This window comes from Nocardia sp. BSTN01 (genome assembly GCF_015354405.1).
Classification (GTDB): domain Bacteria; phylum Actinomycetota; class Actinomycetes; order Mycobacteriales; family Mycobacteriaceae; genus Nocardia.
This window is the reverse complement of the sequence record NZ_JADKYP010000072.1, coordinates 1-26,750: the sequence shown is the minus strand read 5'-3', so window position 1 is coordinate 26,750 and position 26,750 is coordinate 1. Positions and strand designations below refer to the sequence as shown.

Genomic DNA, 26,750 nt, shown 5'->3' with positions numbered 1-26,750 from the left:
CGCCCGTCCCACACGCCGCGCAGCACGTCGAGGAATTCGCTGGTGCGGGCGTAGCGGTCGTCGTGGGAAACCTTGTCGCCCCACCACAATTGGGCCGGGCCCCCGCCACCGCTGATGATGTTGTAGACGAGCCGCCCGCCGGTGGCACGCTGCAGACTGGCCGACATGCGCGCGGCCTGCACGGGATGCAGGAAGCCCGGCTGGAAGGCGACCATGAAGCGGTAGGTGGTGGTCTCGCGGGCCAGCGCGGCGGCGAAGGCCCACGGATCCTCGGTGACCGGGAACGAGGGCAGCAGCCCGCCCAGGAATCCGGCGGATTCGCTCGCCCGGGCGACGGCGGCGACGTGATCGATATAGCTGTATCCGTCGAGTTCACCGCCGCGCACGGCCGGGGCGATATTGCCCGGACCGTAGCCGCCGGCGTTGCCGCGGTTGTAGCGGCGCGGCGTGCGCAGCGAGGCGTGGTCGCCCTCCATGCCGATGCGCCAGTAGATGTCGATCGTCATATCGCGACCTCCTTCAGGGTGCGACCGGCCGGATCGGCGAGGAACAGCAGGTGCTCACCGGCGCGATGCACCTCCTCGATGTGCGGATGCCCGGACAGCACGATGGTGTCGAAACCCGTCGCGGCGTAGACCTGCAGCTGCCGGGCCACCTGCTCGTAACTGCCGACCAGGCCGATGGCCTGCGGATAACCGAGCAGGTCGAATCCGGCCCAGCGGCCGTCGCCCAGGGCCAGCGATCGCGCGCCCGGCCCGTCCGGGCGCACCTCACGCCACTGTCGTTCCGCGCGTGCCCAGGCCTCGTCCTCGGTCTCGCGCGCGATGACCGGGATCTCGAGTCCGGCGCGCACGGTGCGACCGGTCTCGCCGGTGCGGGCGCGCAACGCGGCCAGTTGTTCGCCCGGGCCGTCGGGGGATTCGGTGAACACGTGCACATCACCGTGACGCGCCGAGAGGTCCAGGGCCTCGGGTGAGTTCCCGGACAGGTACACGGTCGGGAAGGGCAGGCCCGACAGCACGCCGCGGAAACCGCCGTCGATCACGTCGTAGTAGTCGCCCGCGACATCGAATCCGGTGCCCCGGAACCCGGCCGCCGGCACCGGATCGCGGTTCCACACACCGCGTGCGACGGTGAGGAATTCCGCGGCGCGCCGGTAGCGGTCGGCGCCGGACACCCGGTCGCCGCGCGAGCGGGCCTCCGCCTCGTCGGTGTCGACCGCCAGTCGCCAGCCCAGCCGCCCCGCCGACAGGCGCTGCAACGTGACCGACATCTTCGCCGCGTAGACGGGAGTGCCGAAGGCGGGCTGGAATTCGACGATCACCCGGCTGTGCCGGGTGGCGCGCAGGGCGCCGCCGGCGACGATCCAGGATTCCTCGCCGAGCGGGTCGTAGGGCGCGAGCACGCCGTCGAGTCCGGCCAGTTCGGCGGCGTCGATCACCTGGTGCAGGTCGTCGAAGGGGCCGAGTCGGCCGGGCCGCACATCGGTGGGTTCGCGATCGGACCCACGATTCCCGGTGTGCCCGCTCGCCGGAGTGGGCACCGGATCGCCGAAACCGCCACGATGCCGCAGTTCCGGTTGTGCGCGACGCCCGTCACCGCGGCTGGGCAGCCGCCACAGGTATTCGGTCATGCCGCCGCCCGTCCGGCCGCGACCAGCTCCCGCGCCCGGGCCAGCGGCTCGGGCGCGACCCACGATTCGAGATCGAAGTCGGTGGCGAGAAAGCCGTGGGTGTAGAGGAACTGTTTCTGCACGCCCAGCAGCTCCAGCCGGTGTTCGTCCAGGCTGGGATGCAGGTTGCGGTGGAAGTCCTCCCCGTAGGCGGCCACCACTCCGTCGGGGCCGGACAGGGTTTCGCGTTGCAGCACCGCGCGGACGCCGTCGAGATTGTCGCCGGCCCAGTCGGCGGCGCGCAGACTCTGCGCGAGGAAGTCGACCACCACCTCGGGCCGGGTGTCGAGCAGTTGCTGATGCACGGTGATGGGTCGCGGGGTGCCGTTGTTGACGCGCAGCCGCTTGCTGTCGGTGGCGTCGAGGTCGACGGCCACCCGCAGGCCGTGCTCGGCGGCGACCTCCTGGGCCCGGGCGCCCTTGACGTAGATCGCGTCCACCTCGCCGCGCAGCAACTCCTCCGCGCCCCAGGTGACGCGGCGGGCGCGTTGCGCAACCTCGGTGCGCACCTGCGGGTCTCGTTCCACGGCGAGTTCGACCACGGTGACATCGACGAGGGTCAGACCGCCGAGCCGCAGCGCGTTGCCGAAGCCGTGCAGCGCCATGGCGCGCGGGAAGCTGCGGGCCTGATCCTGTGCCCAGGCCGGAATGCCGATGCGCAGACCGGCCAACTCGGCGGGGGAGGCGACCGGGGAATCCGGGCCGACCAGGATGGCCTGTGATTCGTCGATCCAGGTGAGGCCGATGAGCCGAGTGGGTGAGCCGGCGGCGCGGGCCGCCAGCGCGGGCACGTTGCCGCCTTCGCGCACCAGGCCGGCCAGCTTGTGGTCGAAGTGGAATCCGGCCAATTCGGGTCCGGCGTCCTGCAGGACGCCGAAGGTGAGGCCGCCGCGCTGTGCGGCGTCCCCGAGCCAGCCAAGGCTGTGTGCCAGACCGCTGGCGGTCGGGACGGGGCAACGGGTGTACCAGAGGGTGTCGGTCATGAAAAGCTCCGTGGTTTCAGGGAATCCGGTGGTGGTCGGTGGTGTGGCCGACGCCGAGTTCGGCGAGCAGAGCCGCCTGGTAGCGCAGGGCCGCGGCGTCGGTACGGTCGCGTGGCCGGGGCAGATCGATATCGATGTCGACGGCGAAGCGGCCCCGGTTCAGGACGAGGACCCGGTCGGCCAGCCGGACCGCCTCGTCCACGTCGTGGGTGACCATCAGCACCGCCGGGCGATGCCGCTCCACCAGGTCGCCGACGAGGTCCTGCATTTGCAACCGGGTCAGAGCGTCCAGCGCGGCGAACGGTTCGTCCAGCAGCAGCAGTTCGGGCTCCCGGACCAGTGCGCGCGCGAGCGCGGCGCGCTGGGCTTCGCCGCCGGACAGGGTGGCGGGCCACTGCCGCGCCTTCTCGTCGAGTCCGACCTCGGCGAGAGCGCGCAGGCCCGCCTGCCGGATCGGTTTGGAACGGCGTTGTCCGACAACGACATTCGCCAGTACCCGTTTGGACGGGATGAGCCGGGGCTCCTGGTAGACGGTGGTGCGGACGGCCGGAACCAGCACATCGCCGGCATCCGGAACCTCCAGACCGGTGAGCAGTCGCAGCAGCGTCGTCTTGCCGGTGCCGCTGGGCCCGAGCAGCACGACGAACTCGCCGCGGCGGATGCTCAGATCCACCCCGTCGAGAACGACCTTGTCGCCGAAGGCTTTCCGCAGTCCGGTGATGTGCACGGCCAGCGGTGCGGCGGTGCGGGGTTCGTCCACGGCGGTCATCGGATCGCCACCTGCCCGCGCCATGGCATCGCGAAGCGTTCGATCAGCCGCACCGCGCCGTCGAACACCAGGCCCAGAACGGCGTAGAGCACGACGCACAGCACCATGTAGTCGGTGCGGTTGTATTCCTGTGCGAGGGTGACCAGATAGCCCACGCCCTTGCTGGTGCCGACCTGCTCGGCCGCGATCAGGCCGGTGATGCTGATGGACAGGCAGACTCGCAGCGCCATGAGGATGCCGGGCAGTGCCGCGGGCAGGATCACCTCGAGCACCAGTCGCGGACCGGTCAGCCCGAAGCCGCGGGCGGCCTCCACCACCTTGCGATCGACATTGCGCACGCCGAGATAGGTGTAGGCGTACATGGGCGCGACGGTGGCGACCGCGATGAGCAGCACCTTGTACAACTCGTCGATGCCGAACCAGGCGATGAACAACGGCACCAGCGCGAGGAACGGGACGGCGCGCACGATCTGCATCGTCGAATCGACCAATTCCTCACCGAGACTCGACAAGCCGGCCGCCAAGCCGAGCAGTAGCCCGGCCGAGACGCCGAGTCCCACCCCCAACCCGGCGCGGACGAAGGAGGCGAGCGCGAAATCGATCAGCTGGCCGTTGTGCACCAGTTCGGTGAACGCCGACCAGACCTTCGGCGGGCCGGCCAGCACCTCCGGCGACAGCGCGCCGGTGGCCGACCCGATCCACCAGCCGGCGAAGATCAGTACCGGGAGCAGGAAGCGCAGGGGCACCGAAAGCCATGCGGGTCTGCGTTTCTCGACCCGGCTGCGCGGCGGTGCGAGCCGCCCCGTCGATGCGGCGGGAGCGATGACGGCGGTCATGTCAGCGGCCCGTCTTCAGCGCGGCCAGCTGGTCGGGGGTGAGCTTGGCCTTCAGGTCGTAGAAGATGTCGGCGGCGGTGATCTTGCGGCTGATCACACCGTTACCGGCGAACAGGTCGACCACGTCCGCGAGGTCGGTGGCATCCGATTCCAGCGGCAGGCGTGGCACGGTGGCTTCGCTGTCCACCCGGATCGCGTCGGCGAGGCGGGCGCCGGTCAGCGCGCGCGGGCCGGTCTGCTCGAAGACGTTCTCGAACGCGGACGGATTGTCGTGCTGCTGAATGGTCAGCCCCTGCAGCACCTCGAGATATTTGGCTGCGATCTCCGGGCGCTTGTCGAGGATCTCGGTGCGGAAGACCACCACCGTGTTGTCCTTGGAGCCGATGCTCTGCTCGGTCGCGATCTCCACACCGCCGTTGGCCTTGGCCTCCTGATAGGGCACCAGGAACGAGGCCCAGGCGTCGACCTTGCCGGTGGCGAAGGCCGAGGCGGCGTCCTTCTGCTGCAACGGCACCCGTGTCACCTTGTCGGCCGGCACGCCCGCCTGGGCGAGGGCCTTGAGCAGGATGTACTCGCCCTTGCCGGCCGGGTTCACCGCGACGCGCCTGCCGACCAGTTCGGCCACCGAGCGGATGCCCGATTCCTTGGTGGCGATGATGCCGCTCTGGTCCTTACCGGCCGGATCCTGCACCGCCACGATGCGGACTGCCACATCCTTGGACAGCGCACCCACGACCGGGCTGAACGCGGCCCCGGAGATGTCGAGTTGTCTGGTGTTGAACAGCTTGAGCATGGAGCTGAATCCCGGTGTGGTGTTGACCCATTCGACCTTGGCGCCCAGCGGAGCCAGGGCCTTGTCGAACGTGCCGTCCCGTTTGGCCACCGCGAGCGGACCCGCGTTGCCGGGATCGGCCACCTTCAACACCAGCTGTGATCCGGCGCCGGATTCGGTCGCGGATCCTGAGCCACACGCCGCGACCAGAGCGACGACGGGGGCGAGCGCGAGCGCGAGTCGCCAACCGTGTGGCCTGCGCGTGCGGAACATCGTGGAGCACCTCTTCCGAATCGGAAACCGAAGTCGAGTGATATCCAGCGACAGTAGGGACGGACGGACCTCGTTACGAGGTAATGCTTTCCGAGGATCGGAAGGCTTGACGAAACCTCGGCTCCCGGTGTATTCCGGCGCGCAAGTCCTCTGTACTGGACCAATCGAGTTGTTCGACGGGACTTTTCGCGCGGTGTGATCCGAAGTCGGCGCGGGTTCCCTTTCCGAATAATGGAATGAACGATGCGGTGCGAGCCTCCTTCCTGTGTTACCGTCCCCGGCGTGGAAGCTTCCGGAGTGCAGACCGTCACCCGCGCGCTGTCGGTCCTCGACTGTTTCCGCGACGGCGACGAACGCGGCGTATCGGAGGTCGCCCGGCAGCAGGGCCTGGCGGTGAGCACCACCCACCGCCTGCTCACCGCGCTGGTGCACGCGGGCTTCCTGGAGAAGGACGAGGCCTCGAGCCGCTATCGCATGGGTGGCGCGCTCGCCGAATACGGTCAGATCGCCTACCGCCAGCACCGCATCTATCTCGCCGAACCGAGCCTGGAACAGCTCGCGGCCACCACGGGCGCCAGCGCGTCGGTCGCGATCCGCCACAGCATTCATGCCGTCCTGCTCGGCACCAGCCGCTGGCGGGAGACCGACGGACATCGGCTGATGGGAGTCCGCCTGCCCCTGCACGCGAGCGCGCTGGGCAAGGCCCTCCTCGCCTGGTCGGGGGCCTCCGACGAGGTCCTGGGCACCCTCACCTACGACGAGGGCACCGCCCGGTCGGTCTCCTCCCCGGCCGAACTCCGCGCCGAACTGGATCGCACGCTCGCGCGCGGTTACGCCTACAACGACGAGGAGCTGGACCCCGGATTCCGGACCATCGGCCTGCCGATCCTCACCCGGGACGGCGACTGCCGCTTCGCGCTCGGACTGCGCGGGCCCACAGCGCTGATGATCCCCGAGCGACTCCCGCTGTTCGTCGAACTGGCCAAGGTGACCGCCGCCGACATCGCCACCCGCTTCGAGACCGGATGAGCGGATCTTCTCCGAACCGCTGCCGGTGCGTGCCGAGAGCGCTATCGTCGCTGCCAGGTCGCCTTTGCCCATTGATTGCCGGACGCGTGCATCTGCCCGCCGGCGTAGCGATGAAGGGACACGTCATGAGATTCACCCGTTTCGCGAAGGCGGTGTCGCTCGTGTTCGCGCTGTTCGCCGGATTCGTCGTGGCGACAGTCGGACCCGCGAATGCCCAGACCATGCCGACGATCGTGTTGGTCCATGGGGCGTTCGCCGACACCACCAGCTGGGATGCCGTTGCCGCCGATTTGCGTGGGCGAGGTTATCCGGTGGTGGTGCCCGAGAATCCGCTGCGCGGCCCGGCCTACGACGCCGCGGCCGTCGAGAAGACCGTCGCGGCCATCTCCGGCCCGGTGGTCCTGGTCGGTCACTCCTACGGCGGTGCCGTGATCACCAACATCCACAATCCGAACGTGCGGGCGCTCGTGTTCGTGGCGGCGTTCGCGCCGGCGCAGGGTGAGCCGGTGGCGCTGGCGCTGGACCCGATCCGCTTCCCCGGCAGCCAATTGCTGCCGCCCGCACTGCAGATGAAGATCGTCGACGATCCGACCAACGCCCTGGGCCGCAACCTCGACGCCTACATCGCCGACGCGTCGTTCCATCAGGTGTTCGCCCCCGATGTCAGCGATGCGACGGCCGCCACCATGCTCGCCCACCAGAAGTCCGTCGCGGTGTCGGCGAATGTCGAGCCGTCCGGGCAGCCCTCCTGGTCGAGCACGCCGAGCTGGTATCTGGTCTCCGCGAACGACACCGTGATCCCGCCCGCCGCGCAACGGTGGATGGCGGGCCGGATCGGCGCACACACCAGCGAGGTGCAGGCGTCGCATGTGGCGCTGGTCTCCCAGCCCGCCGTGGTGGCCGATGTGATCGCGTCGGCGGCCTCGGCGACCTGAGGATCAGCGTTGTCTGCGCTGTCGCTCCCGCAGCACATGGGAACGCAGGCGGGAGAATCCCTTCACGCGCACGCTGCGTAGGTGACGCAGGGAGAATTCGGTATCGCCGGCCAGGGCCGCGGCCGCACCGTCGTCCACGAGCACCGTTCCGGGACGAGCGACACCGGTCAGCCGGGCGGCGGTGTTGACCACGGTGCCGTAGAGGTCGCCGAAGCGGGTGAGCACCGGCCCGTAGGCCAGGCCGATCCGGATCTGCGGCATCTCCGAAATCCGCTGTGCCGCACGGGCGATCGCCACGTGCAGGTCCAGCGCGATGCGCGCGCCCCGGTGCGGATCATCGACGGCGAACATCACTTCGTCACCGACGTTCTTGATCACCCAACCGCCGTGGGCGGTGATCGCCTCGGTGGTGGCGGTTTCGAACGCTTCCAGCAGATCGGTCAGCTCGTCGGGGTCCAGGTGGCGCGACAGCCGGGTGTAGCCGGCCATATCGGCGAAGCCGACGAGCAATTGCCGTGCGGCGCCGTCGGATTCGAGTGAACGGGTCAGCGCCGCGGCCAGATGCCGCCGCCACGCGTACTGCTGCAGGTCGGTGAGCACCTCGATGGCGTGGGTGGTGGCCTCGGCATCGGTGCCCGCGCCGAGTTCGCGGGTGATCAGGTCCGCCTGCCATTCGGCCAGTCGCGCCATCGACTGCCCGAGGGTGCGGGCGGCGGCGATCTGGTTCTGCTCGTTGACATTCGACGCGGGGCCCAGTGCGCAGAAGGTGCGTACCGCGGCGACGTCGGCGTCGGTGAACGCCGCCTCGTCGTCGCTCGCCGCGGCCGGGAAGCCCAAGGCGATCCACAGTTTGCGGGCGTTGTCGACCGAGACGCCGGACAGCTCGGCCACCTGAGCGCGGGTGTAGCGGCGGGGACCACCGAGAAGAGTTGTTTCGACCACCGCGTCGACCACGTCGGTCGACTCACCAGACTCGCTCACCCGGCAAGTACAGCACATCGCGGCACGGATGCCGCCGCCGTCGTCGTCGCGGCGGATTCGACCGAAATTTCTTGTTTGAGCCTCCGAGCCGCGGATACCCAGGGCGGCATGGTTCATACGGAAGCTGCGGAGACGATCATGAGCACCGAGACCACTGCTGCCCCGACCCGTTCCGCCACCGCTCGAGACGACGGTGGCCGCAATTCCTATGACGGGATCGAGGATTCCTTCCGTGCGCTGGCCGAACTCGACGCCGCCGACCCGCGCCGGGCCCAGCTGCGGGAACAGATCATCGCCGACTGTATGCCGCTGGCCGCCCATATCGCGCGCCGGTACGAGGGCCGCGGCCAGGCGCGGGAGGATCTGCAGCAGGTCGCGAACCTCGCGCTGGTGCTGTCGGTGGACCGCTACGACGTGTCCCGGGGCGCACCGTTCCTGGGCTTCGCCGTGCCGACGATCATGGGGGAGGTGCGGCGGTATTTCCGCGACAGCGGGTGGGCAGTGAAGGTGCCGCGCCGCATGAAGGAACTGCGCGCCCGCATCTCCCAGCACAGCCTGGTGCTGTCCCAGCAACTCGGTCGCGAACCCAGCAGCCATGAGCTCGCCCGCGCTCTCGACGTTCCGGTCGAGGAGGTCGTGCAGGCGACCGTGGCGGCCAACAGCTACCTGTGCGACTCGCTCGACCAAACCCAGTCCGCCGAAAGCGACAGCCCCACGCCGCTGGGCGCCCGGCTGGCGGTCGAGGAACCGCGCTACGAGTTCACCGAGGACGCGATCACGGTGAAACCGCTGATCGAGGCCCTGCCCGAGCAGGAACGCAAGATCTTGATCCAGCGCTTCTACGAGAGCAAGACCCAGTCCGAGATCGCTGCGCTGCACGGCATCTCGCAGATGCAGGTCTCGCGGATCCTCAGCCGGGTGCTCTCGGGGCTGCGCGAGCAGGCTCTCGCCGAACCCGCGCGGACTCGCCGTCTCCGCGCCGTCGCCTGATCGGTTCCGTCGCTCGAATTCGCCGGTTCATGCCCGAATGTCCGGCCCGGCGGCCATTATCGGTAAGGCACGCCGACTCTAGACCGCAGGGTCGGTTCGTTTTCTCGGCGAGAGAGGTCCGGCCGATCGATGGCTGATACTCCAGCGGTCCCTACCGCCCCGTGCGCTGTCGGCGCCCCCGGACTGTTGATGCGCATCGACGAGGTGATGCGCCGCCACGTCGGTCACACCATGGTCCGCATCGTCACCGCGGTCACCGGCCCGGTGCACGTGGTCCCGGATTATCTGACTCTGCACGCCGAAGCGGTGGTCGACGAGGCCGTGCGGCACATCGCCGCCCACCCCGGTGCCGACACCGTCGTCGTCACGGCGTCGGTCACGACCACGGTGACGGTGGTCGTCGAAGCCACCGGTCCGGTCGATCTCCTGCTGCCTCCGCTGCTCGGCGCGAGCGCACGGGCGCGGCTGCTGGGCGGGCGGTGCGATATCGAGCGGGGCACCCGCCTCGTCTGGTCGGTTCCCCTGCCCGCCACCGAGTATCACGCGCGTCCGCTCGCCGGCCCGGCGCGCCGGCGAGGCGCCCGGCCCTACGCGAAGTTCTCCGTGATGTAGTTCGCCGCGGCGGTCGTCCACGTCACGTCGGTGCCCGGCATGTCGTGGGCCGGGTACAGCACGTGCTGACCGTCGGGATACGGGGTGAGATAACCGATCACACCGTTGACGGCCGTGGCGAAGCGTTGCAGGTTGGCCACCGGATTCGACATCAGGAACTGCATCAGCTGCGCGAAGATGAGATAGCTCGCGTTGCCGAAGCGGGCGCCCTCGACGAACGAGAACGGTGAGATTCCCACGTCGATGACGCGCAGCGGCGAGTCGGCCGGGGAGGCGGTGATGATGTCGCCCGGATTCGCGTACTCCCGCGTCGCGACCGCCGCGGGCCAGGTGCCGTGCTGACCGTGCAGACCGAATGTCGTGGGCGGGCACAGGTTGTTCACCGAATCGCCGGCCTTGCGCAGCGGGTTGGCGATGAAGACGGCGAAGGCGATCTCGAGCGGGCTGCCGTCGGTGTTGGTGTATTCGCCCCGGGCCACCCCTTCGAGTATCCGGCTCGCGCAGATGCCGCCGAGCGAATAGCTCAGCAGCGCACAGACATTCGGCGACTGCTGGATCGCCTCGACGCCCGCGGCGATGCCCAGCCGGACCGAGGTGTCCAGCGACGGTCCCCAGAGATTCGGGTCCGGCCCGACGGAGGCGGGCCAGTCGGGTTCGAAGAAGCTGAAGCTGTCGGTCGAGAGCAGATCGGTGACCGCGGCCAGCATGCCCGCAGGGCTGCCGTCCGCGTTCCGGGGCTCTCCGGTTCCTCGCAACGTGATGATGTCGATCATCGGGTTCTCCTTGCCCGCGACGAACTTCGACGGATCTTCCACGGTCGGCCCCGAACCGAGTACGGTCGGGAGTTGTGAAAAGAAGGCGGATGGCGTGGTGGTCGCTCACCGCGGCCGCGGCTGTGACCGTCGCGGGCTGCGGATCGGACCAGTCGGCGCCGGACACTCCGATTACGAGCGCGGCCCCGGCCCTGCACGTGGGTTCGGTACCTTCGAACGATGGTACTCCGCCCGCCCGGGATGCGAATGCCGTTGCGCCACAATGCCGGACATCCGATCTCGCGGCCGCGCTGGGGCCCTCGAACGCCGCCGCCGGAACTGTCGCATTTCCGATCGTGTTCACCAACAACGGTTCCGGCCCGTGCGTTCTGGAGGGTTTCCCGGGTGTCTCCTATGCCGCCGGCCCCGACAGCTCGCCCGTCGGCGCCCCGGCCGCCCGCGACGGAACCGCGTCGGGACCGGTTCAGCTGGCGCCCGGCGGCCAGGCGTCGGCGCTGGTGTTCGCGGTCGACGTGCACAACATTCCGGCCGAGCAGTGCGGGCCCGTCGACGTGCCGGGACTGCGAATCTACCCGCCCGACAACACCGCATCGGTGTATCTCGACCGTGCGGCGACGGCGTGCGGTAACGGACAAATGACTACGCATCAGCTGCGGGTCCGCGCCCTCGTGGCGGGCGCCGAGGGGCGGTAATTCGATCATCGGCGGGTTTCGTTGGGGGACCGTCGATTACGACGCGGTCACGAGAACCGCACTATCGATGACGGGACAGGCGTAGCCTCGGACAATGAGATAGCCACCCACTCGAAACCCGGTCCTGCCGAGGACCGGTCGACTCTTGGAGGGGAATATGGTCGATTCCCTTTTCGCCGACGTGTCCGAGTTCCAAGTGCCGGTCGACGACTCGTATCCGTATCAGCTCTTCTCGTTCCGTTCCAACGACGGGACCTATCAGGACCACAACTTCTATTCGAACTATTCGTGGGCGGCCCGGGCCGCCGATTCCGGGCGCATCGCCTGCTTCATCGTCTACTTCTACTGGCGGCCGAACTGGCTCGATACCGTCGACACCCACCGGGGCATGGTCGGTCAGGCGGGTGGTCCCCATCCGAAGATGATCACGATGATCGACGTGGAATCGGGCGGCAATCCCGGCGGGGATCAATCGGACGGCATCAACCGCGCCTACTGGCGGCTGGCCGATTGGCTCGGCTCGACCCGGCGGGTCATCGGTTACGCCAACCGCCCGGATTTCGACAGTATGTGGCCGGTGCGCCCGGACGGCCTGAACATGATCGGCGCCGGATACGGCAGCAACCCGAACCTGCCCGGCCAGATCGCGCACCAGTACACCGACGGCCAGGGCTACGGCGGCGGCCTGCCCGAGGGCGCCTCGCCCTTCGGCAACTGCGATATGAACTCCGCCGACGGTTTCTCCCCGGAGGATTTCGCCAACCAGGTCGGGGTCGGCACGGTGGCCACGGACCCGGTGACCGACATGTGGATTCAGTTCATGGGCATCGGCGGCAACGGCTGGCCGCAGCTGGCCGGCCACACGCTCGTCGACGGTGTCGCCAGCGTGGGACAGTCCCTCGGCCTGCCGGGTTTCGCGGCGCCGCCGGGGCCGACCCAGGTGCCACTGCCGCGTGACTCCGACGGCCGCATCCGCGACGAGTGGATCCAGATGCGCGGACTGCAGGGCACCGGCTGGCCGCAGCTGGGCGGCTGGTCCCTGGTCGACGCCATCGCGGCCATCGGGCAGAAACTCGATATCGCCGGCTTCCAGCCTCCCAACCCGTAACACCCTCACCCTGTCAATCCTCCGACGGAGTATTCGCATGCCGACAATCGCCAGTACGAACGGCCGCTTCTTCGTGATCACCGACTGCGTGCCCCAGGTCCGGGCGGCGGCGACGGCCGCCGCCGCGGGCGGCACCCTGGCCGCCCTCACCACCGCGACGGCCGCCGAGATCACGTTCCCGGAAGGGGCTTTCACCGACGTGGCAGCCTGTGCCACACCGCAAGGCGGGCCGACGGCCTGGTTCGCCACCTTCAACGGCGGGGTCCCCGACGGCTGTGTCTATGCCATCGACCTCACCACCGGGAAGGTGTGCACCGACAACGCCAACCGAGCCGCGGCGTGGACGCGATTCGTCCTCGCCGCCCCGGCATGAGCCGGCGATGGCGACGCACTGGGGGACGCCGCTCACCGGGTTCGCCGGAAGTACGGCGAGGCAATTCGGCGTAGGTGGCACGGACCTCGGAATCCCTTACGACCGAGATCATTTCGCGCCGGGCGGGTCGGGCTTCGTCTTCGGTGACACGTTCACCGGTGACAGTCAGGGGTCGGGCACGTGGCTCGGCTCGCCCGTACTGCTGTTCAGCTCCGACCTCCCGGACGCCACCACAACCTTCTCCGCGCCCCCCGGTGGCGCGCAGGCGCGCCAGGCCCTCACCTACACCCACGATGCCGACAACGGTTACGGATTCGAGGTCAGCAGAATTCCCCACGACGCGTTCGTCGACCCGAACGGGCGAACGTGGCTGACCTACACCAGTGTTCACGATTGGAGCGTCTCCGACGATCGCCACGGTGCGCTGTTCTGCGGGCTGGCCTACTCCGATGACGACGGCGCCACCTGGACCGACTATGCGGCCGTCTGGCCCAACGACGGCAGCGACGGCTACGGCGGCTGGAGTCCGTTCATGATGCAGTCCTTCGCCGGCATCGGGAACAACAACGGCGACGGCTATCTCTACATCGTCTCGAAGGAGTGGGGGCGCAGCCACAATCGCAACGGTCCGATCCTGATGCGCGTGCCGTGGCAGCGGATCGCCGTCCGCGCCGAGTACGAATACTGGGGCTACGACGGTTCGGCTTGGCGGTGGGGCAATCCCACCCCGACGCCGCTGTTCGGCGGGATGGGGCCGATCGGCGAGGTGAGTGTGAAGAACATCGCCGGGACGTGGGTCATGTCCTATTTCGACGTCGCCGGCGCCTGCATCGCCACCCGCACCGCACCGGCCATCGACCGCGTCTGGACGGCGCCGAAGCGGCAGATCGTCGCCTCGGCGCCGTGGTGGCAGTTCTGGGTCCGCACCTTCCCGCAGCTCTACGGCGGCTTCATCCACCCCCGGTCGAGCTCATCCACCGATATCACTCTCTATGTCTCCCAATGGAATACGGCCACGAACAGTCCGTACTGGGTGATGCAGTTCGACGGCATCACGCCGTAACCACCGGGTCAGCGCAGCGACGACCAGGGCGCCGCCGCGCGCTTCGCGGCCCATCGATGCGGATCGCATTCGAGCTCGTGCCGATCCCACTGGCCCAATTCGGCTGCGGCCGCGTAGGTTTCGTGCAGAAAAGCGGACACCAGGGCGTTCGGATCATCGGCCGCCCGCACCGTTTCGTACGGCAGAACGAATTCCCCCAGCGCGGCGTCGTAGCCCGCACCCGGCACCTGCAGCTGCCGCTCGTGATATCCCTCCGGCTCGGGGTAGGCGTAGGCGTAGAACGCGCCTTCCTCCCCGCCGCCGGGCCAGAACCCGCAACTGCTGAGTTCACGGGAGTAACCCTCCACCATCACCCAATCGGCACAGTGTGGCGCACCGCCGCCGTGTTCCGGCGCCGTCCGCCCGGAAAACCGGGTACAGGCCAGATCCATCGCACCCCAGAAGAAATGCACCGGACTGGACTTTCCGATATACCCGGACCGGAACTCCTCGAATGCGCGATTCGCGTGCACGAGCTGCCGCCAGAACGTCTGCGCGGCGTCCGGATCATAGGAGGCGTGCCGAGTGTCCTCGGCGAACGGAATGGACGGATCGACCTCGTTGGGCCGCCCCTGAATCCGCGTGGATAACCCCAGCTCGTCGAGCGCCCGCATCGTTTCGGCGTAGAACTGCGCCACCGATTTCGGCGCGAGCGCCACAGTGCGGCTGTCGCCGGTATCGGCGCGGATCACCAATCGATGCGCGAGAAAGTCGAATTCGATGTCGAACAACCGATCACCATAGGGAATCGCCGGCGTCGCCAACCCCCGCGGACTCACGAAAAGCGTGACCTGCCACCAGTGATTCAACAAGGGCGCATGCGCGAGCCGAACCTTGCCCACCACCTGCATCCACATATGCAGAGTCTCACGCGTATCCGCCCACTCCGCGAGTTGCAACCGCGGCCACGCGGTGGAATTCGTCTTCGACATATCGGTGGTCCCTCCGTCGCTGACGACATCGATTCGGGGCCGGAAGCGAGAAGATTTCGATTTCCGGACGCATCGGACTGAACGTAAACATGCTAGGGCAAACTGTCAGCGATCGGGGTGATTGTCGGCTGCGGTGCTCCGCCGGGGAACTGGACCGCGCAGCGGTTCTCAATGGGTGAAAGGTCCGCATCGGCCGGAGATGGCGAGGGATCGACCGACGACACCGAATGGGAGTTCGCGATACCGTCGGAACGTGACGCGCACTCAGTGGACCATCCATGGCGAGATCTTGGTCGACGAAAACCGGCACATACGGCTGTCAACGGTCGACGTGGAGTTGCCGGACGGCGTGACGTTCACCCAGTACGTCGCCCGTATGCCCCGATGCGCGATGACTGTGGTGCTCAACGACAGCCGCGAGGTCCTGCTCATGTACCGGCACCGATTCATCATCGATCGATGGGTGTGGGAATTGCCTGGAGGGTATGTCGACGGAGCTGAAGATGTCGCGGCCGCGGCGGCGCGCGAAGTGGAGGAGGAAACCGGGTGGCGACCGAAGTCGATGCGGCATCTGGTCACCTACCAGCCGGCGATCGGCACCCTCGACCACCCGCAGGAGGTGTACCTGTCCCAAGGTGCCGACCCGACCGACACCGTACCGGATGTCAACGAAGCCGAAGACATTCGTTGGGTCCCGCTGGCTGAAGCCGCGAGGATGATCGAGCGCGGCGAAATTGTCGGCGCTGCAACAGTAATCGGCGTTTACCGCGCGCTCAGTACGGTCGTGTAGTCAGAATTTGCACCTCATGCTGGAAGTCGGCGACTTCCGCGAGGTCCTTGTGCCGATCCAGCCGGCGTCGCAGCTCACGTAGGTACGCGTAGCTGCGTTGTGAGGAGATCCCGGATACGAGTTCGACTGCCTCGCGACCGACGCGCACCGCCTCCAGCGGATCCTCGGCTGTTCGAACAGACGCCAGTAGGGTCAGGTTGAAGGCGCGGCCTCGCTGGTAACCGGACGACATATCGAGAGACAGTTCGGCGAACCGAGCGGCACGGGCGTCGTCGCCGAGTTCGCGAAAACAATGTGCAGTCTTGGCGGCCATGTAAGCGGAGTCGAAATACGACAGCCATTCCGGGCAACCTGTACGGTCGACCTTCTCGAACGATCGCTCTGCCGCGCTCAGTGACGCCACACATGAGGCGTTGTCCTGCCGGGCCGCGTGACCGTGCGCCTCGGCCAAGTGACATTCCGACTCCAGGGCGGCGGAGCTCGTGGCTCGTGCCGTCATGCGGGCCGCGCGAGCCAAGTCGATGGCGTCGCCCGGGCGACCCACGTAGGTTGCCTGATGGCTCATGGCGGCCAGAATCTCAGCGCCCAGACCACGATCGTTCGCCGCTCGGGCGAGTCGGAGCGCCTGGATCAGGTAGCGCTGGGCAAGACCGTGTTCCTCTTGATCATAGGCTGCCCACCCAGCGATCTTCGTCAACTCGGCGGTCGCCGAGAACAGAGGTCGTCCGATTGTTTCGGCATAGTTCCCGCGCAGTAGTGGAGCTACCGAACTGTGTAGATAGTGCACAATCGTCGACCGCACCCTGCCGCCGCCCGCTCGATTGTCGAGGTCCCGAAACGTTCTCGTCATCGCCAGAACCCCCTCGACATCGACACGTCCCACTCGACGGCGACCGGCAGATACGGGATGGTCAGGTCCGGGCATCGTCAACCAGCGCATCGACGCGGCTGGGTAGACAGCTACCGCGTAGGAAGCGTCGAGTAGGTACCGGCGCCGCTCGATGTCGGCGCGCCACAGCGTCGTGACGGAGCCCAATGCCTCGGACAAACTCAGCGAGAATTCCAAACCGAGGTCGCCGGAACCGGAACTTGCGGACATGCCACAGTCCTCGGGCACGATGCGCCGTCCCAGAATCTCGGAGAACGCCGCCGCAATCAATTGCGGTGCAGGGGGATTCGGCTGTTCACCGGTCAACCACCGCCCGACCGATGTGTGATCGTACGAGAGGTCGAGGCCGACAGCTCTTCCCGCGTCGTTGATTCGTCTTGCGAGGCCGCCTCGGCTGATCGCCCCTTCGTTCAGGAGCTCAGTGAGTCCGAGGTTGGGTTGTTTGGGCTTACGTCCCATGACCGGAGTGTGGCACGTGTAATCGACGCGATCCAACAACATTCGGCAATCGCACACCCCCTGCGCACACATCCACCCCCGCCGCATCTCGCGCGCATCGTCTGACGACATCTGCCCGGCCCGCGCGTGTTTCAGCCGCTGCCCGATTTCGTGTCTTCTCAGTCCATGGATGGAGCGCAATGGCCGATGCGGTGGCGGGGTCGCCGATGAAGCCGAAATTGGAAAGGTCGGATTGTGCGGTGCTGGCCGTGCCGGCACCAGGTGGCCTGCTGACCACCGGACAAATTCGCCGCGATGCGGCCTTGGCGGGGTGGCGTGTTCGCGTCGCGCTTACTCGCTTGTCTGCGTGCGGGTTCATCGTGTTCAGCAGTTCACGGGCGCGGTGGCAGATCAGTGAATGCGGTCGGCGTGCGCTCGCGGAAAGGCAGTCATGAACGGATGGGCCATGTTCGGCCTTGTCGTCTGCGTCGGTCTGCCGCTGGTCGTTCTGATTGCGACCTTGCTTGTCCCGCAGCGCATTCCGAAAGACCGAAAGGTCGAGACCATTCGCCGGCGGATCCAGGACGAGGACCGATGACTTCGCGAAGTGATGCGGAAGATGATGAAACACCCGCATACGCCATGGGTTATGTCTGCGTGGACCTGGTGAAGACCGCTCACCGGCTCCATCTGCCGATGCGGGAAATCGCCCGACGGCTCGGCTATGTCTACCTGGGACTGACCAGGAGCAGCAGCCTGATCGTTCCGGAGGCCCTACTCGATCATGTGACCTCCCATCGGATCGAGCTGCTGATCGTGCCCGACCTCGGACATCTTCGCGGTCGGATCCCGCCGGAGGTTGCCGAGATCACCGACATCCACGACCTCGCTACGAGGTTCACCTACGAGCGGGGCGGTGGCTACGCGCCGGACGGTGGAGCTCAGAACCCGCTCGGGTCGGATCCGCCGGCAGGCCGATAGGCCACAACTCGAAGTGCCATCACGGGCAGGTCGGCAGATCGCCGGGACGGTGAAGTTCCGAATTCACGCCAGGAATCCCCCGTCGGCGTGCACCACACTTCCGGTGACGGCGGCCGATTCGGGGGTGCACAGCCAGGCGATGGTGGCGGCGACCTCGTCCGGTTCGAGGATGCGGTCGAGGAGTTGGTGGGAGGCGAAGTCGTCGACGGTGTCGAGGTGGTAGAGGCGGGCGGTTTCGGTGAGCAGGGCGGTGCGGGTGGAGCCGGGCGAGACGGCGGTGGCGGTGATGCCGGTGCCGCGCAGGTCGTGGGCGAGTCCTTTGATCAGGCCGACGACGGCGTGTTTGGCCGCGTTGTAACCGGAGAGGTGCCACATGCCGTGGTGGGCGGCCGCGGAGGCGAGGGCGATGAAGCGGCCGGTGCGGGGTTCGGGTCGGGCGAGCATGGCCGGTACGGCGACCCGGGCGAGGTTGGCGGTGCCGTGGACGCCGATGTCGAACATCGGCGCCCAGTCGGTATGGCTGGTTTCCCAGAGGGGGCGGCCGCCGGTCATGACGGCTGCGGCGGCGACGGCCGCGTCGAGCCGGCCGAAACGGTCAATCGCGAGATCGACTGCGCGGCCGAGACTTTCGATATCGCGCACGTCCGCTTCGACGTCGAGAACCGCCCCCGGGTGCGCGGCGGCCACCGCGGCGAGCTGATCGCGGGTGCCGAGCGGATAGCCGAGTGCGGGGTCGTCGCGGCAGATGTCGACGGCCACGACGCGCCGGCCCGCGGCGGCGAGCCGGTGCACGGTGGCGGCGCCGATGCCCCGGGCGGCACCGGTGACGATGGCGACCGGGGCGGGGGCCATTACATGCCCCGGGTGAAGCCGTCGGGGACGATGACGTCCTCGGGGGACAGGTCGTGGATGGAGGAGTGGCCGAGTCCGTAGAGGGCGGAGTCGATGCCCTGGCGGATGACTTCGAGGACGTTGTGGACGCCGCGGTCACCGGCGGCGGCCATGCCCCACAGGTACGGCCGGCCGATCATGACCGCATTCGCGCCGAGGGCGAGCGCCTTCACGACGTCGCTGCCGCGGCGCACACCACCGTCGAGCAGGATCTCCACCTGACCGCCGACGGCCTGAACCACGCTGGGCAGCATACGAATCGCGGCGGGGGTGGTGTCGAGGTTGTTGCCGCCGTGGTTGGAGACGGAGATGGCGGTGGCGCCGATGTCGACGGCGCGTTTGGCGTCGTCGGGGCGGCCGATGCCCTTGATCAGGAACGGCCCGTCCCACTGCTGCCGCAACCAGGCCAGGTCGTCCCAGGTGACCGGTGGGGTGCCCATCCATTCGCCGTAGGCGCCGAAGAAGGTCGGGCCCTGCTGCCCGCGCGGGACGAGGTTGGGTGTGGTGAGGTCGGGGAGTTTGCCGGAGCGGGCGAAGCGCAGCAGCCAGCCTGGTTTGGTGACGACCTGGGGCGCGAAGCGCACGGCGGTCTTCAGGTCGATCTTCTCCGGCAGCGGCGGGCTGCCCCAGTCGCGGGCGGTGGCGAACACCCAGTCCAGGGTGACGATGATGCCCTTGGCGCCTGCTTCACGCGCACGGTCGAGGCGGGCGACCATATCGTCTTTGCTTCCGAGCCAATAGATTTGGAAGAAGGTCTTGTCGTTGGCGGCAATGACCTCCTCGATCGGCTTGGAGCCGAAGGAGGACAGGCCGAGCGCGGTGCCCGACATCGCAGCGCCGCGTGCGACGCCGACCTCTCCGGCGGGGTCGACCGCCTGGACACCGGTGGGGGAGCAGATGACCGGCATCGAAATGTCTTGTCCGAGAACGGTGGTGCTCAGGTCGCGGGTGGGGGGAAGGTCGGCGATGTGGGGGCGCAGGCCGAGTTCGGTGAACGCGGCGGCGTTGTCGTCGAGGGTGGCGCCGGCTTCCGAACCCGCCAGCAGGGCCAGGTAGACGGGCTTCGGTACGCGCTTCTTCGCGCGGCGCTGGGCTTCGGCGACCGATTCGAACCAGTCACGGGTGCTTGCCATGAGAATCCTTGTGGTGCAGTGGAGGTAGGGCGAGCGGCCGGCATCGTGGCGGCGTGATCGGGTGCCGCTGAACGTGGCCGGGATGCCCGTTGGTGTGGTGTTGTCAGGTGAGACCGGCGAGTGGGCTGGTGTCGCAGGCGCGATCGGGGGCGGTGGTCCGGCTGCGAGTCGGGATGCCGAGGGCGACGGTTCGTCGTGGTGCGCTGCGCGAATGATTCTTGTCCGGCTGCGGTTTCGCGCCGACGCCCGCGAGCGCCAATTCGGCGTTGCCCTTGACGCATTCGGGGTCGGGCCCGTCCAAAGGCAATCCGGTGAAGAATTTGGCGGCCATGCAGCCGCCCTGGCAGGCGTCGTAGGCCGAACACGAGGTGCACGCGCCGCCGGTTTGTGGTTGCCGCAGCCGCTCGAACAGTTCCGAGGTGCGCCAGACGGTGTCGAATCCGCCGGTGTCGCGGACGTTGCCGGCGAGGAATTCGTCGTGGATGGCGAACGGGCAGGCATACACGTCGCCGACCGGATCGACCAGGCACACCACGCGGCCCGCGCCGCACAGGTTCAGTCCGGCGATCGGGGTGGAGCCCAGGGCGTTGAGGTGGAAGAACGAGTCTCCGGTGAGCACGCCTTCGCCGTGGGCGACGAGCCAGTCGTAGATCTGCAACTGCTGGTCGGTCGTCGGGTGCAGCTCGTTCCAGACGTCGGCGCCGCGTCCGGAGGGGCGCAGCCGGGTGATGCGCAGCTGGGCGCCGAACCGGTCGGCGATGGCCTTGAACTCGTCGAGCTGATCCACGTTGTGGCGGGTCATCACCACCGAGATCTTGAAGTTCTCGAACCCGGCGTCGGCGAGGTTCTGCATGGCCCGCATCGCGGTGTCGAACGATCCGGGACCGCGCACGGCGTCGTTGACCTCGGCGGTCGCGCCGTCGATGGAGATCTGCACATCGACGTAGTCGGTCGCGGCCAACTGCCGGGCCCGTTCGGGCGTGAGCCGAATCCCGTTGGTGGAGAACTTGACTCCCACGTGATGGGCGACCGCGTAGTCGAGCAGTTCCCAGAAATCGCTGCGGACGGTGGGCTCGCCGCCGCCGATGTTGACATAGAAGACCTGCATGCGTTCGAGGTCGTCGATGAACGCCTTGCATTCCTCGGTGGACAGCTCGCGCGGGTCGCGTCGGCCCGACGAGGACAGGCAGTGCTCACAGGCCAGGTTGCAGGCGTAGGTGAGTTCCCAGGTCAGGCAGATCGGGGCGTCGAGGCCGTGTTTGAAATGTTCGACCAGCTTCATCGGTGATCCTGTTCGTCCGGGCCGGCGGGGCGCGGCGTGATGGTGCCCGCCTCGAGCAGACCGGCGAGCGCGCTCAGATAGCGGGGATGTTCGGCATCGGCGACCCCTGCGGCCGCCAAAGCGGCGGCCGCAGAGGAGTGTTCGGCCAGTCCCTGCACGACCGTCACCAGTTGCTTCGTCTTCAGGAACGACAGCCGCCGGGTGGTGAAGTCGTAGACCAGCGCTCCGAACGGCTCGGGCCGCAGCGAGATCGAGGGCGCGAGCCGATAGGAGCCGGCCGGATCGAAGCCGTCAGTAGACACCGCACATGCCATCGATCGAGACATCCTCGACGAGCAGGTCGTCTTCGACGAGCGCGTCCTCGGCGGGGACTACTGTCTGGCTGGTGATGGGTTCGTTCATGACCGCTCCTAGGGGATGGGATCGGGGTAACGGGTGTGAGGGTCAGCATAATGGCACCGAGTGACAAAATGGAAGGGGTGACGGCGGAAAAACCGGTCGTACCGCGCGCCAGGGCGGGGCGCAGGCCTTCTACCAGCGCGGACGAGTTGGAACGGGTCGCGTTCGAGCTGTTCGAGCAGCGCGGATTCGACGACACCACGGTCGAGGACATCGCGGCCGCCGTCGGGGTCAGCAAGCGGACCTTCTTCCGCTACTTCGAATCGAAGAACGACGTCGTATGGGGCAACTTCAGCGATCAACTGCAGGCGATGCGCGCTCTGTTCGACCGGTGCCCGCCCGACCAGCCGGTCACCGACGCGGTCCGCAGTGTGGTGGTCGAGTTCAACCGCTTCGACCCGGCTCAGGTGCCCTGGCATCGCAAGCGCATGGAGCTGATCCTGAAAGTTCCCGCGTTGCAAGCGCATTCGACGCTGCGCTATCAGGAGTGGCGCAACGTGGTCGCCGAATTCGTGGCCGCCCGGCTGGGTGTGGACACGCGCGATCTGCTCGCCCAGGTCGCGGCATACTGCGCACTCGGCGTCGCGATCGCGGGATACGAACACTGGCTCGACCACCCCGGCCAGGAGCTCGCCGACATTCTCGACCGCGCACTGCGGAGTTGGGGTTCCGGATTCGGCGCCGACACGTGACCACGTGGCGATGACCACGCAGGGGTATCGACTCACGGAGGGATGTCGACTACGGAGTGCTGAGGCCCGGCGGCGGAGGCAGCGCGGTGCACAACGATGTGCACATGCGTATCTTCATTCTCGGCACGATCGACGGCCACCTCCCGGAGAATCGCTTGCCGAACGAACGGCTTTTCCTCGGCTCGTAAATGCGCCGCTCACCGGTACGGAAGTCGCCGGGTGAAGCTTTCGCGGTGTCCTTCTCGGTATCGGTCGAATGGGAACGCTATGCTCGGAGCTCGCCGGATTTCACGGCGAGTGCGGGACAGCAAAGCCGCTGTTCAGTAGTATCAGATAGGTGTGGTGCAACGGTTTTCCACACAGCGTGGACCGCAATAGGTCACTCCGCGCGGCGTCGTCGCACGGAGCGGTGAAACAATGCTCGACGGGGTGGTTTTCCCGGGTCGGACGCAATGCCGACACAAGCTTTCGAAACCGTGGCGTGGCGGGGGGATCGACCCGCTCGACAATACGCTTTCCACTTTAATACGGACAAATCGCTCGTAGTTCCAACCCATTCGGCGGGGCCCTCATATGCCTTGTGCGAGTGGGGTTTTCGGGCCGCCCGGACATTGTGGCGGCGCGTCGTGACAATACGGCGAAGAGTTGTCGCACAGTGCTCGCCAAGCTCGGCGAGAGGGGGTCCTCAGCTACGCAGGGCAGGCGCACGATCTGCATAATGCCCCCAATCGGACAGCGGCTCGTTCCCGGCTCCGATTGGGGTGATGTCGTGTGCGTCGAACCGCCCGGGATCGAAAAGGGTTTACGGGCGCTCGGGTCGATTCGGGAATCCGGCAACTCGGGGAATCGCAAATGTAATTGCATTCGTAATCAACGATACCGCAACGGGGAATTCCGCGCACGGAAACGATGAGTGGTGTGCGTGCTCCGTGTCTCGGAATTCGAGGAGGGGCTAAACGATGAGTCCGGATTCAGCCATGCCTGCCGACCGAAATCCTGATCTGATTCCGCTTTCGAGGGCGCAATACGGAATGTGGCTGGCGGACAACCTACCCGGCGGACCGAACGTCAACATCGCTCATTACGTCGAGATCGAAGGGCCCATCGACTACGCCGCCTTCACCAAGGCGGTGAACGACGCCGGCCACGAGAGCGAGTCGCTCGTCGTCCGGGTGGTCGAAGTCGGCGGTCGTCCGTATCAGTACGTCGATCGCAGCATCGTCTACGACGAGCCACTGCTGGATCTCAGCGAGGCCGCCGACCCTCATGCGGCGGCGATGGACTGGATGCGCCGCGACTACGGGACCAAGGCAGATCCGGCCCGGGACCGGCTCACCGCCACCAAGCTCATCCGGATCGGCGAGGACCGATATCTGTGGTACGCGCGCGCCCATCACCTCGTCGTCGACGGCTACGGTGCGTTCAACCTCCTCAACCGCGTGGCCGAGCACTACAACGCACTGATCGAGGGCAGGGCGCCGGCGCCGCTGGCGGCACCCGGGCTGACCGAGCTCATCACCGCGGAGCACGACTATCGGACGAGCCGGCGGTTCGAGACCGACCGGGCGTACTGGCTGGACAAGGTTGCCGGCCTGCCGCCTGCGGCGAGTTTGGCGGGGCGCTCCGCCAAATGGAGCGAGGACGACCGCTTCGCCGGGCGCACGCTGCCGTCACCGCTGACCGCGCGGCTCGACCGTTTCGCCGCCGACCTGCACGCCTCGACAGCGCAGGTGGTGGTGGCCGCATTCGCCGCCTTCCTCGCGCGTATGACCGGTACCGACGAGGTCGTCCTGTCGCTGCCGGTGTCCGGGCGGGTGACGAGGCGATTGCGCAATGCCGCCGCGATGCTGGCCAATATGGTGCCGATCCGATTCACCGTGGACCCGGCGACCACGGTGGAAGACCTGGTCCGCGCGTCGGTGTCCGAACTCGTGCTGGCGATGCGACATCAGCTCTACCGGTTCGAGGATCTGCGCCGCGAGTCCGATGCCCTCGACGCGGCGGCGACCTCGTTCGGCCCGATCGTCAACATCCTGTTCTTCGATTCCGAGATCCGCCTCGGCGAGGCGATCGGGCACTACCGCGCGCTGACCTCGGGAGCGCTGGACGACCTGCAGTTCAACATGTACCGCGCCGGCGCCGACGCACCGCTGGCGGTCGAACTGCACGGTAACGCCAACCTGTACGGACCGGACGAACTCGACGCCCATGCCGGCCGGTTCGTCGACTTCCTCGACCGCATATCGAACTCGCCCGCCGATGCCCGGCTGGTCGACATCCCGCTGGCCGACCCCGCCGAACAGCAGAGGGTGCTCGGCGAACTCGCGGGCCGCGAGGGGGCGGCCACAGCGGCGACACTCGCCGACCTCGTCGCGCGGCAGGCGGCGTGCTCGCCGTCCGACGTCGCCGTCGACGACGGGACGACCGCGCTGACCTACCGCCAACTCGATGAGCGCTCCAACCGGTTCGCGCGCAGGCTCATCGCCCTCGGGGCCGGGCCGGAAACGCTGGTGGCGATCGCGCTGCCGCGGGATGCCGATCTGATCGTGGCCGCACTGGCTGTCGTCAAGTCCGGCGCCGGATATCTGCCGCTGGATGGCGCGCACCCGCTCGAGCGCCTCGAGTATGTGGTGCGCGACGCCGAACCGATCGCCGTGGTGACGACCCGGAGCATGTCCGATCGGCTGCCCGAGACGGGCCGCGTCGTGCTGTTCGACGACGACGCCACCGAGAGTGGCGAACCGATCACGGATGCCGACCGGGTCCGTCCACTGCGTCCCGGCAACATCGCCTATGTCATCTACACCTCGGGATCGACGGGGCGCCCGAAGGGTGTGGCGATCACCCACGGCGCGGTCGCCGCCTACCTGACCCACGCGACCGCCGAAATCGGGGTACGCGCCGGTGACGGGTGGACGCTGTTCCATTCGTTCGCATTCGACTATTCGGTCTGGGAGATCTTCGGTGCGCTGGTCACCGGCGGCCGGCTCGTGGTGGTGGACGGTCCTGTCACGCGCTCACCGGACGAGATGGTCCGCCTCGCCGCGCGGGAGAAGGTGAGCGTTCTCAGCCAGACACCCTCGGCGTTCCATCAGTTCGCGGCCGCGCGACAACGCTATGTGGACGCCGGGCAACCGGACGGTGAGCTCGCCCTGCGCCTCGTCGTCCTGTCCGGTGAAGCGCTGGATCCGGCGAGTCTGTCCGACTGGTACGCGCACAATCGGGAACTGCCGGTGCTGGCCAACAGTTACGGCATTACCGAAACCACGGTCTTCGTCACCTACACCCCGTTGTCGCCCGACCGGGCCGTACCGGGCGCACCCAGCACCATCGGCCCGCCGCTACCGGGGTTGCGGGTGTACGTCCTGGACGAGCGCCTGCGGCCGGTGCCGCTGGGCGCCTGGGGCGAAATCTACGTGGCCGGAGCCCAACTCGCCCGCGGCTATATCGGCCGCCCCGGGTTGAGTGCGGGACGCTTCGTCGCCGATCCGTTCGGTGCGCCGGGTGCGCGGCTGTACCGCAGCGGTGATATCGCACGCCGGAATATCAAGGGTGAGTTGGAATATCGAGGCCGCGCCGATCGGCAGGCGCAGCTGCGCGGGTTCCGGATCGAACTCGACGAGATCCGCGCCGCGCTCCTGAGTCACAGCTCGGTGTCGGCGGCGGTCGTCGTGGTGCATCTGCCCGGTACCGAGGCGGCCCGGCTGCTGGCCTACGTGGTGCCGGCCACCCGCGCGGTCTGTGCGGCCGAGGAACTGCGCACGCATGTGCGTTCGATCCTGCCGGAGTACATGGTCCCGGCCCACGTCGTCGTTCTCGACGCGCTGCCGCTGACCGTCAACGGCAAGGTGGATCATCGGGCCCTGCCCGAGCCGGCCCCGGATTCGGCGGCGGCGTACGTGGCGCCGCGCACGGCAGTGGAGGAGACCATCACCGGCGTTTTCGCCGAGGTTCTGGGCGTCGACCGGGTCGGTGTGCTGGCCGACTTCTTCGAGCTGGGCGGCAATTCGCTGACGGCCACGGGAGCCGCCGTGCGGATCGCCGAATCGACCCGGTGCGAGGTGTCGGTGCGCGAGCTGTTCGAGAAGCCGACCGCGGCCCAGCTCGCCGCCCATATCGACGGTGCCCGCCGGTCCGCGCGCCCCGTGCTGCGGCCACAGCCGCGAGTCGACCCCATTCCGCTCGCGCCCGCGCAGACCCGGATCTGGCTGATCAATCAGATCGAGCCCGAATCGGGAGCCTACAACATTCCGCTGGTGCTGCGGCTGTCCGGACGGCTCGACACCGCCGCCCTGCGCGCGGCCCTGGCCGACGTGATCGGACGGCACGAATCGCTGCGCACGGTGTATCCGGCGGTGAACGGCCGAGGCACACAAGTGATTCTGCCGCCCGGGGATGTCGTCGCGGAACTGGATGTGACACC

The 26,750-nt window shown here is 67.8% G+C and carries 27 protein-coding genes and 1 pseudogene; 13 read left to right on the top strand and 15 right to left on the bottom strand.

Annotated elements, in window-relative coordinates; all coding sequences use genetic code 11:
- The 6 genes from IRT45_RS32660 to IRT45_RS32635 form a co-directional block, all read right to left on the bottom strand.
- On the bottom strand, positions 1-506 hold a 506-nt coding region (locus tag IRT45_RS32660), incomplete at its 3' end, for an LLM class flavin-dependent oxidoreductase (protein WP_194809649.1).
- Entirely contained in the window at positions 503-1,633 is a 1,131-nt protein-coding gene (locus tag IRT45_RS32655; protein ID WP_194809648.1) for an LLM class flavin-dependent oxidoreductase, read from the bottom strand. The genes IRT45_RS32660 and IRT45_RS32655, both read right to left, overlap by 4 nt.
- On the bottom strand, positions 1,630-2,655 hold the full coding sequence (locus IRT45_RS32650) for an ABC transporter substrate-binding protein (RefSeq protein WP_194809647.1): 1,026 nt from the start codon (positions 2,653-2,655) through the stop codon (positions 1,630-1,632). The genes IRT45_RS32655 and IRT45_RS32650 overlap by 4 nt, the downstream gene beginning before the upstream one ends.
- A 16-nt stretch (positions 2,656-2,671) precedes the next feature.
- A complete protein-coding gene (locus IRT45_RS32645; RefSeq protein WP_228535737.1) occupies positions 2,672-3,424 on the bottom strand; it encodes an ABC transporter ATP-binding protein in 753 nt (250 codons plus the stop codon).
- Positions 3,421-4,260, bottom strand: coding sequence for an ABC transporter permease (locus IRT45_RS32640; protein WP_194809645.1), 840 nt, complete (start codon positions 4,258-4,260; stop codon positions 3,421-3,423). Before IRT45_RS32640 ends, IRT45_RS32645 begins: the two co-directional genes overlap by 4 nt.
- A 1-nt stretch (position 4,261) precedes the next feature.
- Positions 4,262-5,305 (bottom strand): NrtA/SsuA/CpmA family ABC transporter substrate-binding protein, encoded by a 1,044-nt coding sequence (locus IRT45_RS32635; RefSeq protein ID WP_194809644.1) that lies wholly within the window; start codon positions 5,303-5,305, stop codon positions 4,262-4,264.
- Positions 5,306-5,587: 282 nt separating this feature from the next.
- Between IRT45_RS32635 and IRT45_RS32630 the strand changes: the two genes are divergently transcribed.
- Together IRT45_RS32630 and IRT45_RS32625 are read left to right on the top strand one after the other, a co-directional pair.
- Positions 5,588-6,334, top strand: coding sequence for an IclR family transcriptional regulator (locus tag IRT45_RS32630; RefSeq protein WP_309241260.1), 747 nt, complete (start codon positions 5,588-5,590; stop codon positions 6,332-6,334).
- A 125-nt stretch (positions 6,335-6,459) separates the two neighbouring features.
- Entirely contained in the window at positions 6,460-7,269 is an 810-nt protein-coding gene (locus IRT45_RS32625) for an alpha/beta fold hydrolase (RefSeq protein ID WP_194809642.1), read from the top strand.
- A gap of 3 nt (positions 7,270-7,272) precedes the next feature.
- Here the strand turns inward: IRT45_RS32625 and IRT45_RS32620 are convergent, their stop codons facing one another.
- On the bottom strand, positions 7,273-8,250 hold the full coding sequence (locus tag IRT45_RS32620; RefSeq protein WP_375540181.1) for an adenylate/guanylate cyclase domain-containing protein: 978 nt from the start codon (positions 8,248-8,250) through the stop codon (positions 7,273-7,275).
- A gap of 138 nt (positions 8,251-8,388) precedes the next feature.
- Between IRT45_RS32620 and IRT45_RS32615 the strand changes: the two genes are divergently transcribed.
- Both IRT45_RS32615 and IRT45_RS32610 read left to right on the top strand, forming a co-directional pair.
- Positions 8,389-9,240 carry a SigB/SigF/SigG family RNA polymerase sigma factor gene (locus tag IRT45_RS32615; RefSeq protein WP_194809641.1) on the top strand — a complete coding sequence of 284 codons (852 nt, stop codon included), beginning with the start codon at positions 8,389-8,391 and terminating at the stop codon, positions 9,238-9,240.
- A 129-nt stretch (positions 9,241-9,369) separates the two neighbouring features.
- Positions 9,370-9,852: a hypothetical protein gene (locus IRT45_RS32610; RefSeq protein WP_194809640.1), complete on the top strand. Its 483-nt coding sequence runs from the start codon at positions 9,370-9,372 to the stop codon at positions 9,850-9,852.
- Here IRT45_RS32610 and IRT45_RS32605 read toward each other — a convergent pair.
- A complete protein-coding gene (locus IRT45_RS32605; RefSeq protein ID WP_194809639.1) occupies positions 9,828-10,625 on the bottom strand; it encodes a hypothetical protein in 798 nt (265 codons plus the stop codon). The two genes, IRT45_RS32610 and IRT45_RS32605, sit on opposite strands and share 25 nt — an antisense overlap.
- 89 nt (positions 10,626-10,714) lie before the next feature.
- On the opposite strand from IRT45_RS32605, the gene IRT45_RS32600 reads away from it, so the two are divergent.
- The 4 genes and pseudogenes from IRT45_RS32600 (at position 10,715) to IRT45_RS32585 (ending at position 13,861) form a co-directional block, all read left to right on the top strand.
- Positions 10,715-11,317 (top strand): DUF4232 domain-containing protein, encoded by a 603-nt coding sequence (locus IRT45_RS32600; protein WP_194809638.1) that lies wholly within the window; start codon positions 10,715-10,717, stop codon positions 11,315-11,317.
- Between the two features lie 157 nt (positions 11,318-11,474).
- Positions 11,475-12,206: pseudogene (locus IRT45_RS37895) on the top strand (hypothetical protein); the annotation flags it as partial.
- Positions 12,207-12,462: 256 nt separating this feature from the next.
- Positions 12,463-12,798 carry a PQQ-binding-like beta-propeller repeat protein gene (locus tag IRT45_RS32590; RefSeq protein WP_194809637.1) on the top strand — a complete coding sequence of 112 codons (336 nt, stop codon included), beginning with the start codon at positions 12,463-12,465 and terminating at the stop codon, positions 12,796-12,798.
- 7 nt (positions 12,799-12,805) lie between these two features.
- Positions 12,806-13,861, top strand: a complete 1,056-nt coding sequence (locus tag IRT45_RS32585) for a DUF4185 domain-containing protein (protein WP_194809636.1) — start codon at positions 12,806-12,808, stop codon at positions 13,859-13,861.
- Between the two features lie 8 nt (positions 13,862-13,869).
- Here IRT45_RS32585 and IRT45_RS32580 read toward each other — a convergent pair whose 3' ends face one another.
- Positions 13,870-14,832, bottom strand: a complete 963-nt coding sequence (locus IRT45_RS32580; protein WP_194809635.1) for a DUF5996 family protein — start codon at positions 14,830-14,832, stop codon at positions 13,870-13,872.
- Between the two features lie 253 nt (positions 14,833-15,085).
- Between IRT45_RS32580 and IRT45_RS32575 the strand changes: the two genes are divergently transcribed.
- Positions 15,086-15,622 (top strand): NUDIX domain-containing protein, encoded by a 537-nt coding sequence (locus IRT45_RS32575; protein WP_309241258.1) that lies wholly within the window; start codon positions 15,086-15,088, stop codon positions 15,620-15,622.
- On the opposite strand, the gene IRT45_RS32570 is transcribed toward IRT45_RS32575, so the two are convergent.
- A complete protein-coding gene (locus tag IRT45_RS32570; protein WP_228535733.1) occupies positions 15,606-17,012 on the bottom strand; it encodes a hypothetical protein in 1,407 nt (468 codons plus the stop codon). The two genes, IRT45_RS32575 and IRT45_RS32570, sit on opposite strands and share 17 nt — an antisense overlap.
- A 388-nt stretch (positions 17,013-17,400) precedes the next feature.
- Between IRT45_RS32570 and IRT45_RS32565 the strand changes: the two genes are divergently transcribed.
- Both IRT45_RS32565 and IRT45_RS32560 read left to right on the top strand, forming a co-directional pair.
- Entirely contained in the window at positions 17,401-17,547 is a 147-nt protein-coding gene (locus IRT45_RS32565; protein ID WP_194809634.1) for a hypothetical protein, read from the top strand.
- Positions 17,544-17,930 (top strand): hypothetical protein, encoded by a 387-nt coding sequence (locus tag IRT45_RS32560; RefSeq protein ID WP_194809633.1) that lies wholly within the window; start codon positions 17,544-17,546, stop codon positions 17,928-17,930. The genes IRT45_RS32565 and IRT45_RS32560 overlap by 4 nt, the downstream gene beginning before the upstream one ends.
- Positions 17,931-17,993: 63 nt before the next feature.
- On the opposite strand, the gene IRT45_RS32555 is transcribed toward IRT45_RS32560, so the two are convergent.
- From IRT45_RS32555 to mftA, 5 genes are all read right to left on the bottom strand, one after another.
- Positions 17,994-18,782, bottom strand: a complete 789-nt coding sequence (locus IRT45_RS32555; protein ID WP_194809632.1) for a mycofactocin-coupled SDR family oxidoreductase — start codon at positions 18,780-18,782, stop codon at positions 17,994-17,996.
- A complete protein-coding gene (gene mftD, locus IRT45_RS32550; RefSeq protein WP_194809631.1) occupies positions 18,782-19,954 on the bottom strand; it encodes a pre-mycofactocin synthase MftD in 1,173 nt (390 codons plus the stop codon). The genes IRT45_RS32555 and mftD overlap by 1 nt, the downstream gene beginning before the upstream one ends.
- Before the next feature lie 103 nt (positions 19,955-20,057).
- Positions 20,058-21,236, bottom strand: coding sequence for a mycofactocin radical SAM maturase (mftC, locus tag IRT45_RS32545; protein ID WP_194809630.1), 1,179 nt, complete (start codon positions 21,234-21,236; stop codon positions 20,058-20,060).
- Entirely contained in the window at positions 21,233-21,538 is a 306-nt protein-coding gene (gene mftB, locus IRT45_RS32540) for a mycofactocin biosynthesis chaperone MftB (protein ID WP_309241257.1), read from the bottom strand. The genes mftC and mftB overlap by 4 nt, the downstream gene beginning before the upstream one ends.
- Positions 21,528-21,638, bottom strand: a complete 111-nt coding sequence (mftA, locus tag IRT45_RS32535) for a mycofactocin precursor MftA (RefSeq protein WP_081879272.1) — start codon at positions 21,636-21,638, stop codon at positions 21,528-21,530. Before mftA ends, mftB begins: the two co-directional genes overlap by 11 nt.
- A 77-nt stretch (positions 21,639-21,715) precedes the next feature.
- Between mftA and mftR the strand changes: the two genes are divergently transcribed.
- Complete coding sequence (gene mftR / locus IRT45_RS32530) at positions 21,716-22,327, top strand: mycofactocin system transcriptional regulator (RefSeq protein WP_309241256.1); 612 nt, start codon at positions 21,716-21,718, stop codon at positions 22,325-22,327.
- 959 nt (positions 22,328-23,286) lie between these two features.
- Positions 23,287-26,750 (top strand): non-ribosomal peptide synthetase (locus IRT45_RS32525; RefSeq protein ID WP_194809628.1); only part of this gene is annotated, 3,464 nt, incomplete at its 3' end.

Excerpts from the sequence above, each read along its gene's own strand:
- IRT45_RS32655 (WP_194809648.1), bottom strand. The coding sequence starts at position 1,633 with ATGACCGAATACCTGTGGCGGCTGCCCAGCCGCGGTGACGGGCGTCGC.
- IRT45_RS32650 (WP_194809647.1), bottom strand. The coding sequence starts at position 2,655 with ATGACCGACACCCTCTGGTACACCCGTTGCCCCGTCCCGACCGCCAGC.
- IRT45_RS32645 (WP_228535737.1), bottom strand. The coding sequence starts at position 3,424 with ATGACCGCCGTGGACGAACCCCGCACCGCCGCACCGCTGGCCGTGCAC.
- IRT45_RS32640 (WP_194809645.1), bottom strand. The coding sequence starts at position 4,260 with ATGACCGCCGTCATCGCTCCCGCCGCATCGACGGGGCGGCTCGCACCG.
- IRT45_RS32635 (WP_194809644.1), bottom strand. The coding sequence starts at position 5,305 with ATGTTCCGCACGCGCAGGCCACACGGTTGGCGACTCGCGCTCGCGCTC.
- IRT45_RS32625 (WP_194809642.1), top strand. The coding sequence starts at position 6,460 with ATGAGATTCACCCGTTTCGCGAAGGCGGTGTCGCTCGTGTTCGCGCTG.
- IRT45_RS32615 (WP_194809641.1), top strand. The coding sequence starts at position 8,389 with ATGAGCACCGAGACCACTGCTGCCCCGACCCGTTCCGCCACCGCTCGA.
- IRT45_RS32610 (WP_194809640.1), top strand. The coding sequence starts at position 9,370 with ATGGCTGATACTCCAGCGGTCCCTACCGCCCCGTGCGCTGTCGGCGCC.
- IRT45_RS32605 (WP_194809639.1), bottom strand. The coding sequence starts at position 10,625 with ATGATCGACATCATCACGTTGCGAGGAACCGGAGAGCCCCGGAACGCG.
- IRT45_RS32600 (WP_194809638.1), top strand. The coding sequence starts at position 10,715 with ATGGCGTGGTGGTCGCTCACCGCGGCCGCGGCTGTGACCGTCGCGGGC.
- IRT45_RS32590 (WP_194809637.1), top strand. The coding sequence starts at position 12,463 with ATGCCGACAATCGCCAGTACGAACGGCCGCTTCTTCGTGATCACCGAC.
- IRT45_RS32585 (WP_194809636.1), top strand. The coding sequence starts at position 12,806 with ATGGCGACGCACTGGGGGACGCCGCTCACCGGGTTCGCCGGAAGTACG.
- IRT45_RS32580 (WP_194809635.1), bottom strand. The coding sequence starts at position 14,832 with ATGTCGAAGACGAATTCCACCGCGTGGCCGCGGTTGCAACTCGCGGAG.
- IRT45_RS32570 (WP_228535733.1), bottom strand. The coding sequence starts at position 17,012 with ATGTTGTTGGATCGCGTCGATTACACGTGCCACACTCCGGTCATGGGA.
- IRT45_RS32565 (WP_194809634.1), top strand. The coding sequence starts at position 17,401 with ATGAACGGATGGGCCATGTTCGGCCTTGTCGTCTGCGTCGGTCTGCCG.
- IRT45_RS32560 (WP_194809633.1), top strand. The coding sequence starts at position 17,544 with ATGACTTCGCGAAGTGATGCGGAAGATGATGAAACACCCGCATACGCC.
- IRT45_RS32555 (WP_194809632.1), bottom strand. The coding sequence starts at position 18,782 with ATGGCCCCCGCCCCGGTCGCCATCGTCACCGGTGCCGCCCGGGGCATC.
- mftD (WP_194809631.1), bottom strand. The coding sequence starts at position 19,954 with ATGGCAAGCACCCGTGACTGGTTCGAATCGGTCGCCGAAGCCCAGCGC.
- mftC (WP_194809630.1), bottom strand. The coding sequence starts at position 21,236 with ATGAAGCTGGTCGAACATTTCAAACACGGCCTCGACGCCCCGATCTGC.
- mftA (WP_081879272.1), bottom strand. The coding sequence starts at position 21,638 with ATGAACGAACCCATCACCAGCCAGACAGTAGTCCCCGCCGAGGACGCG.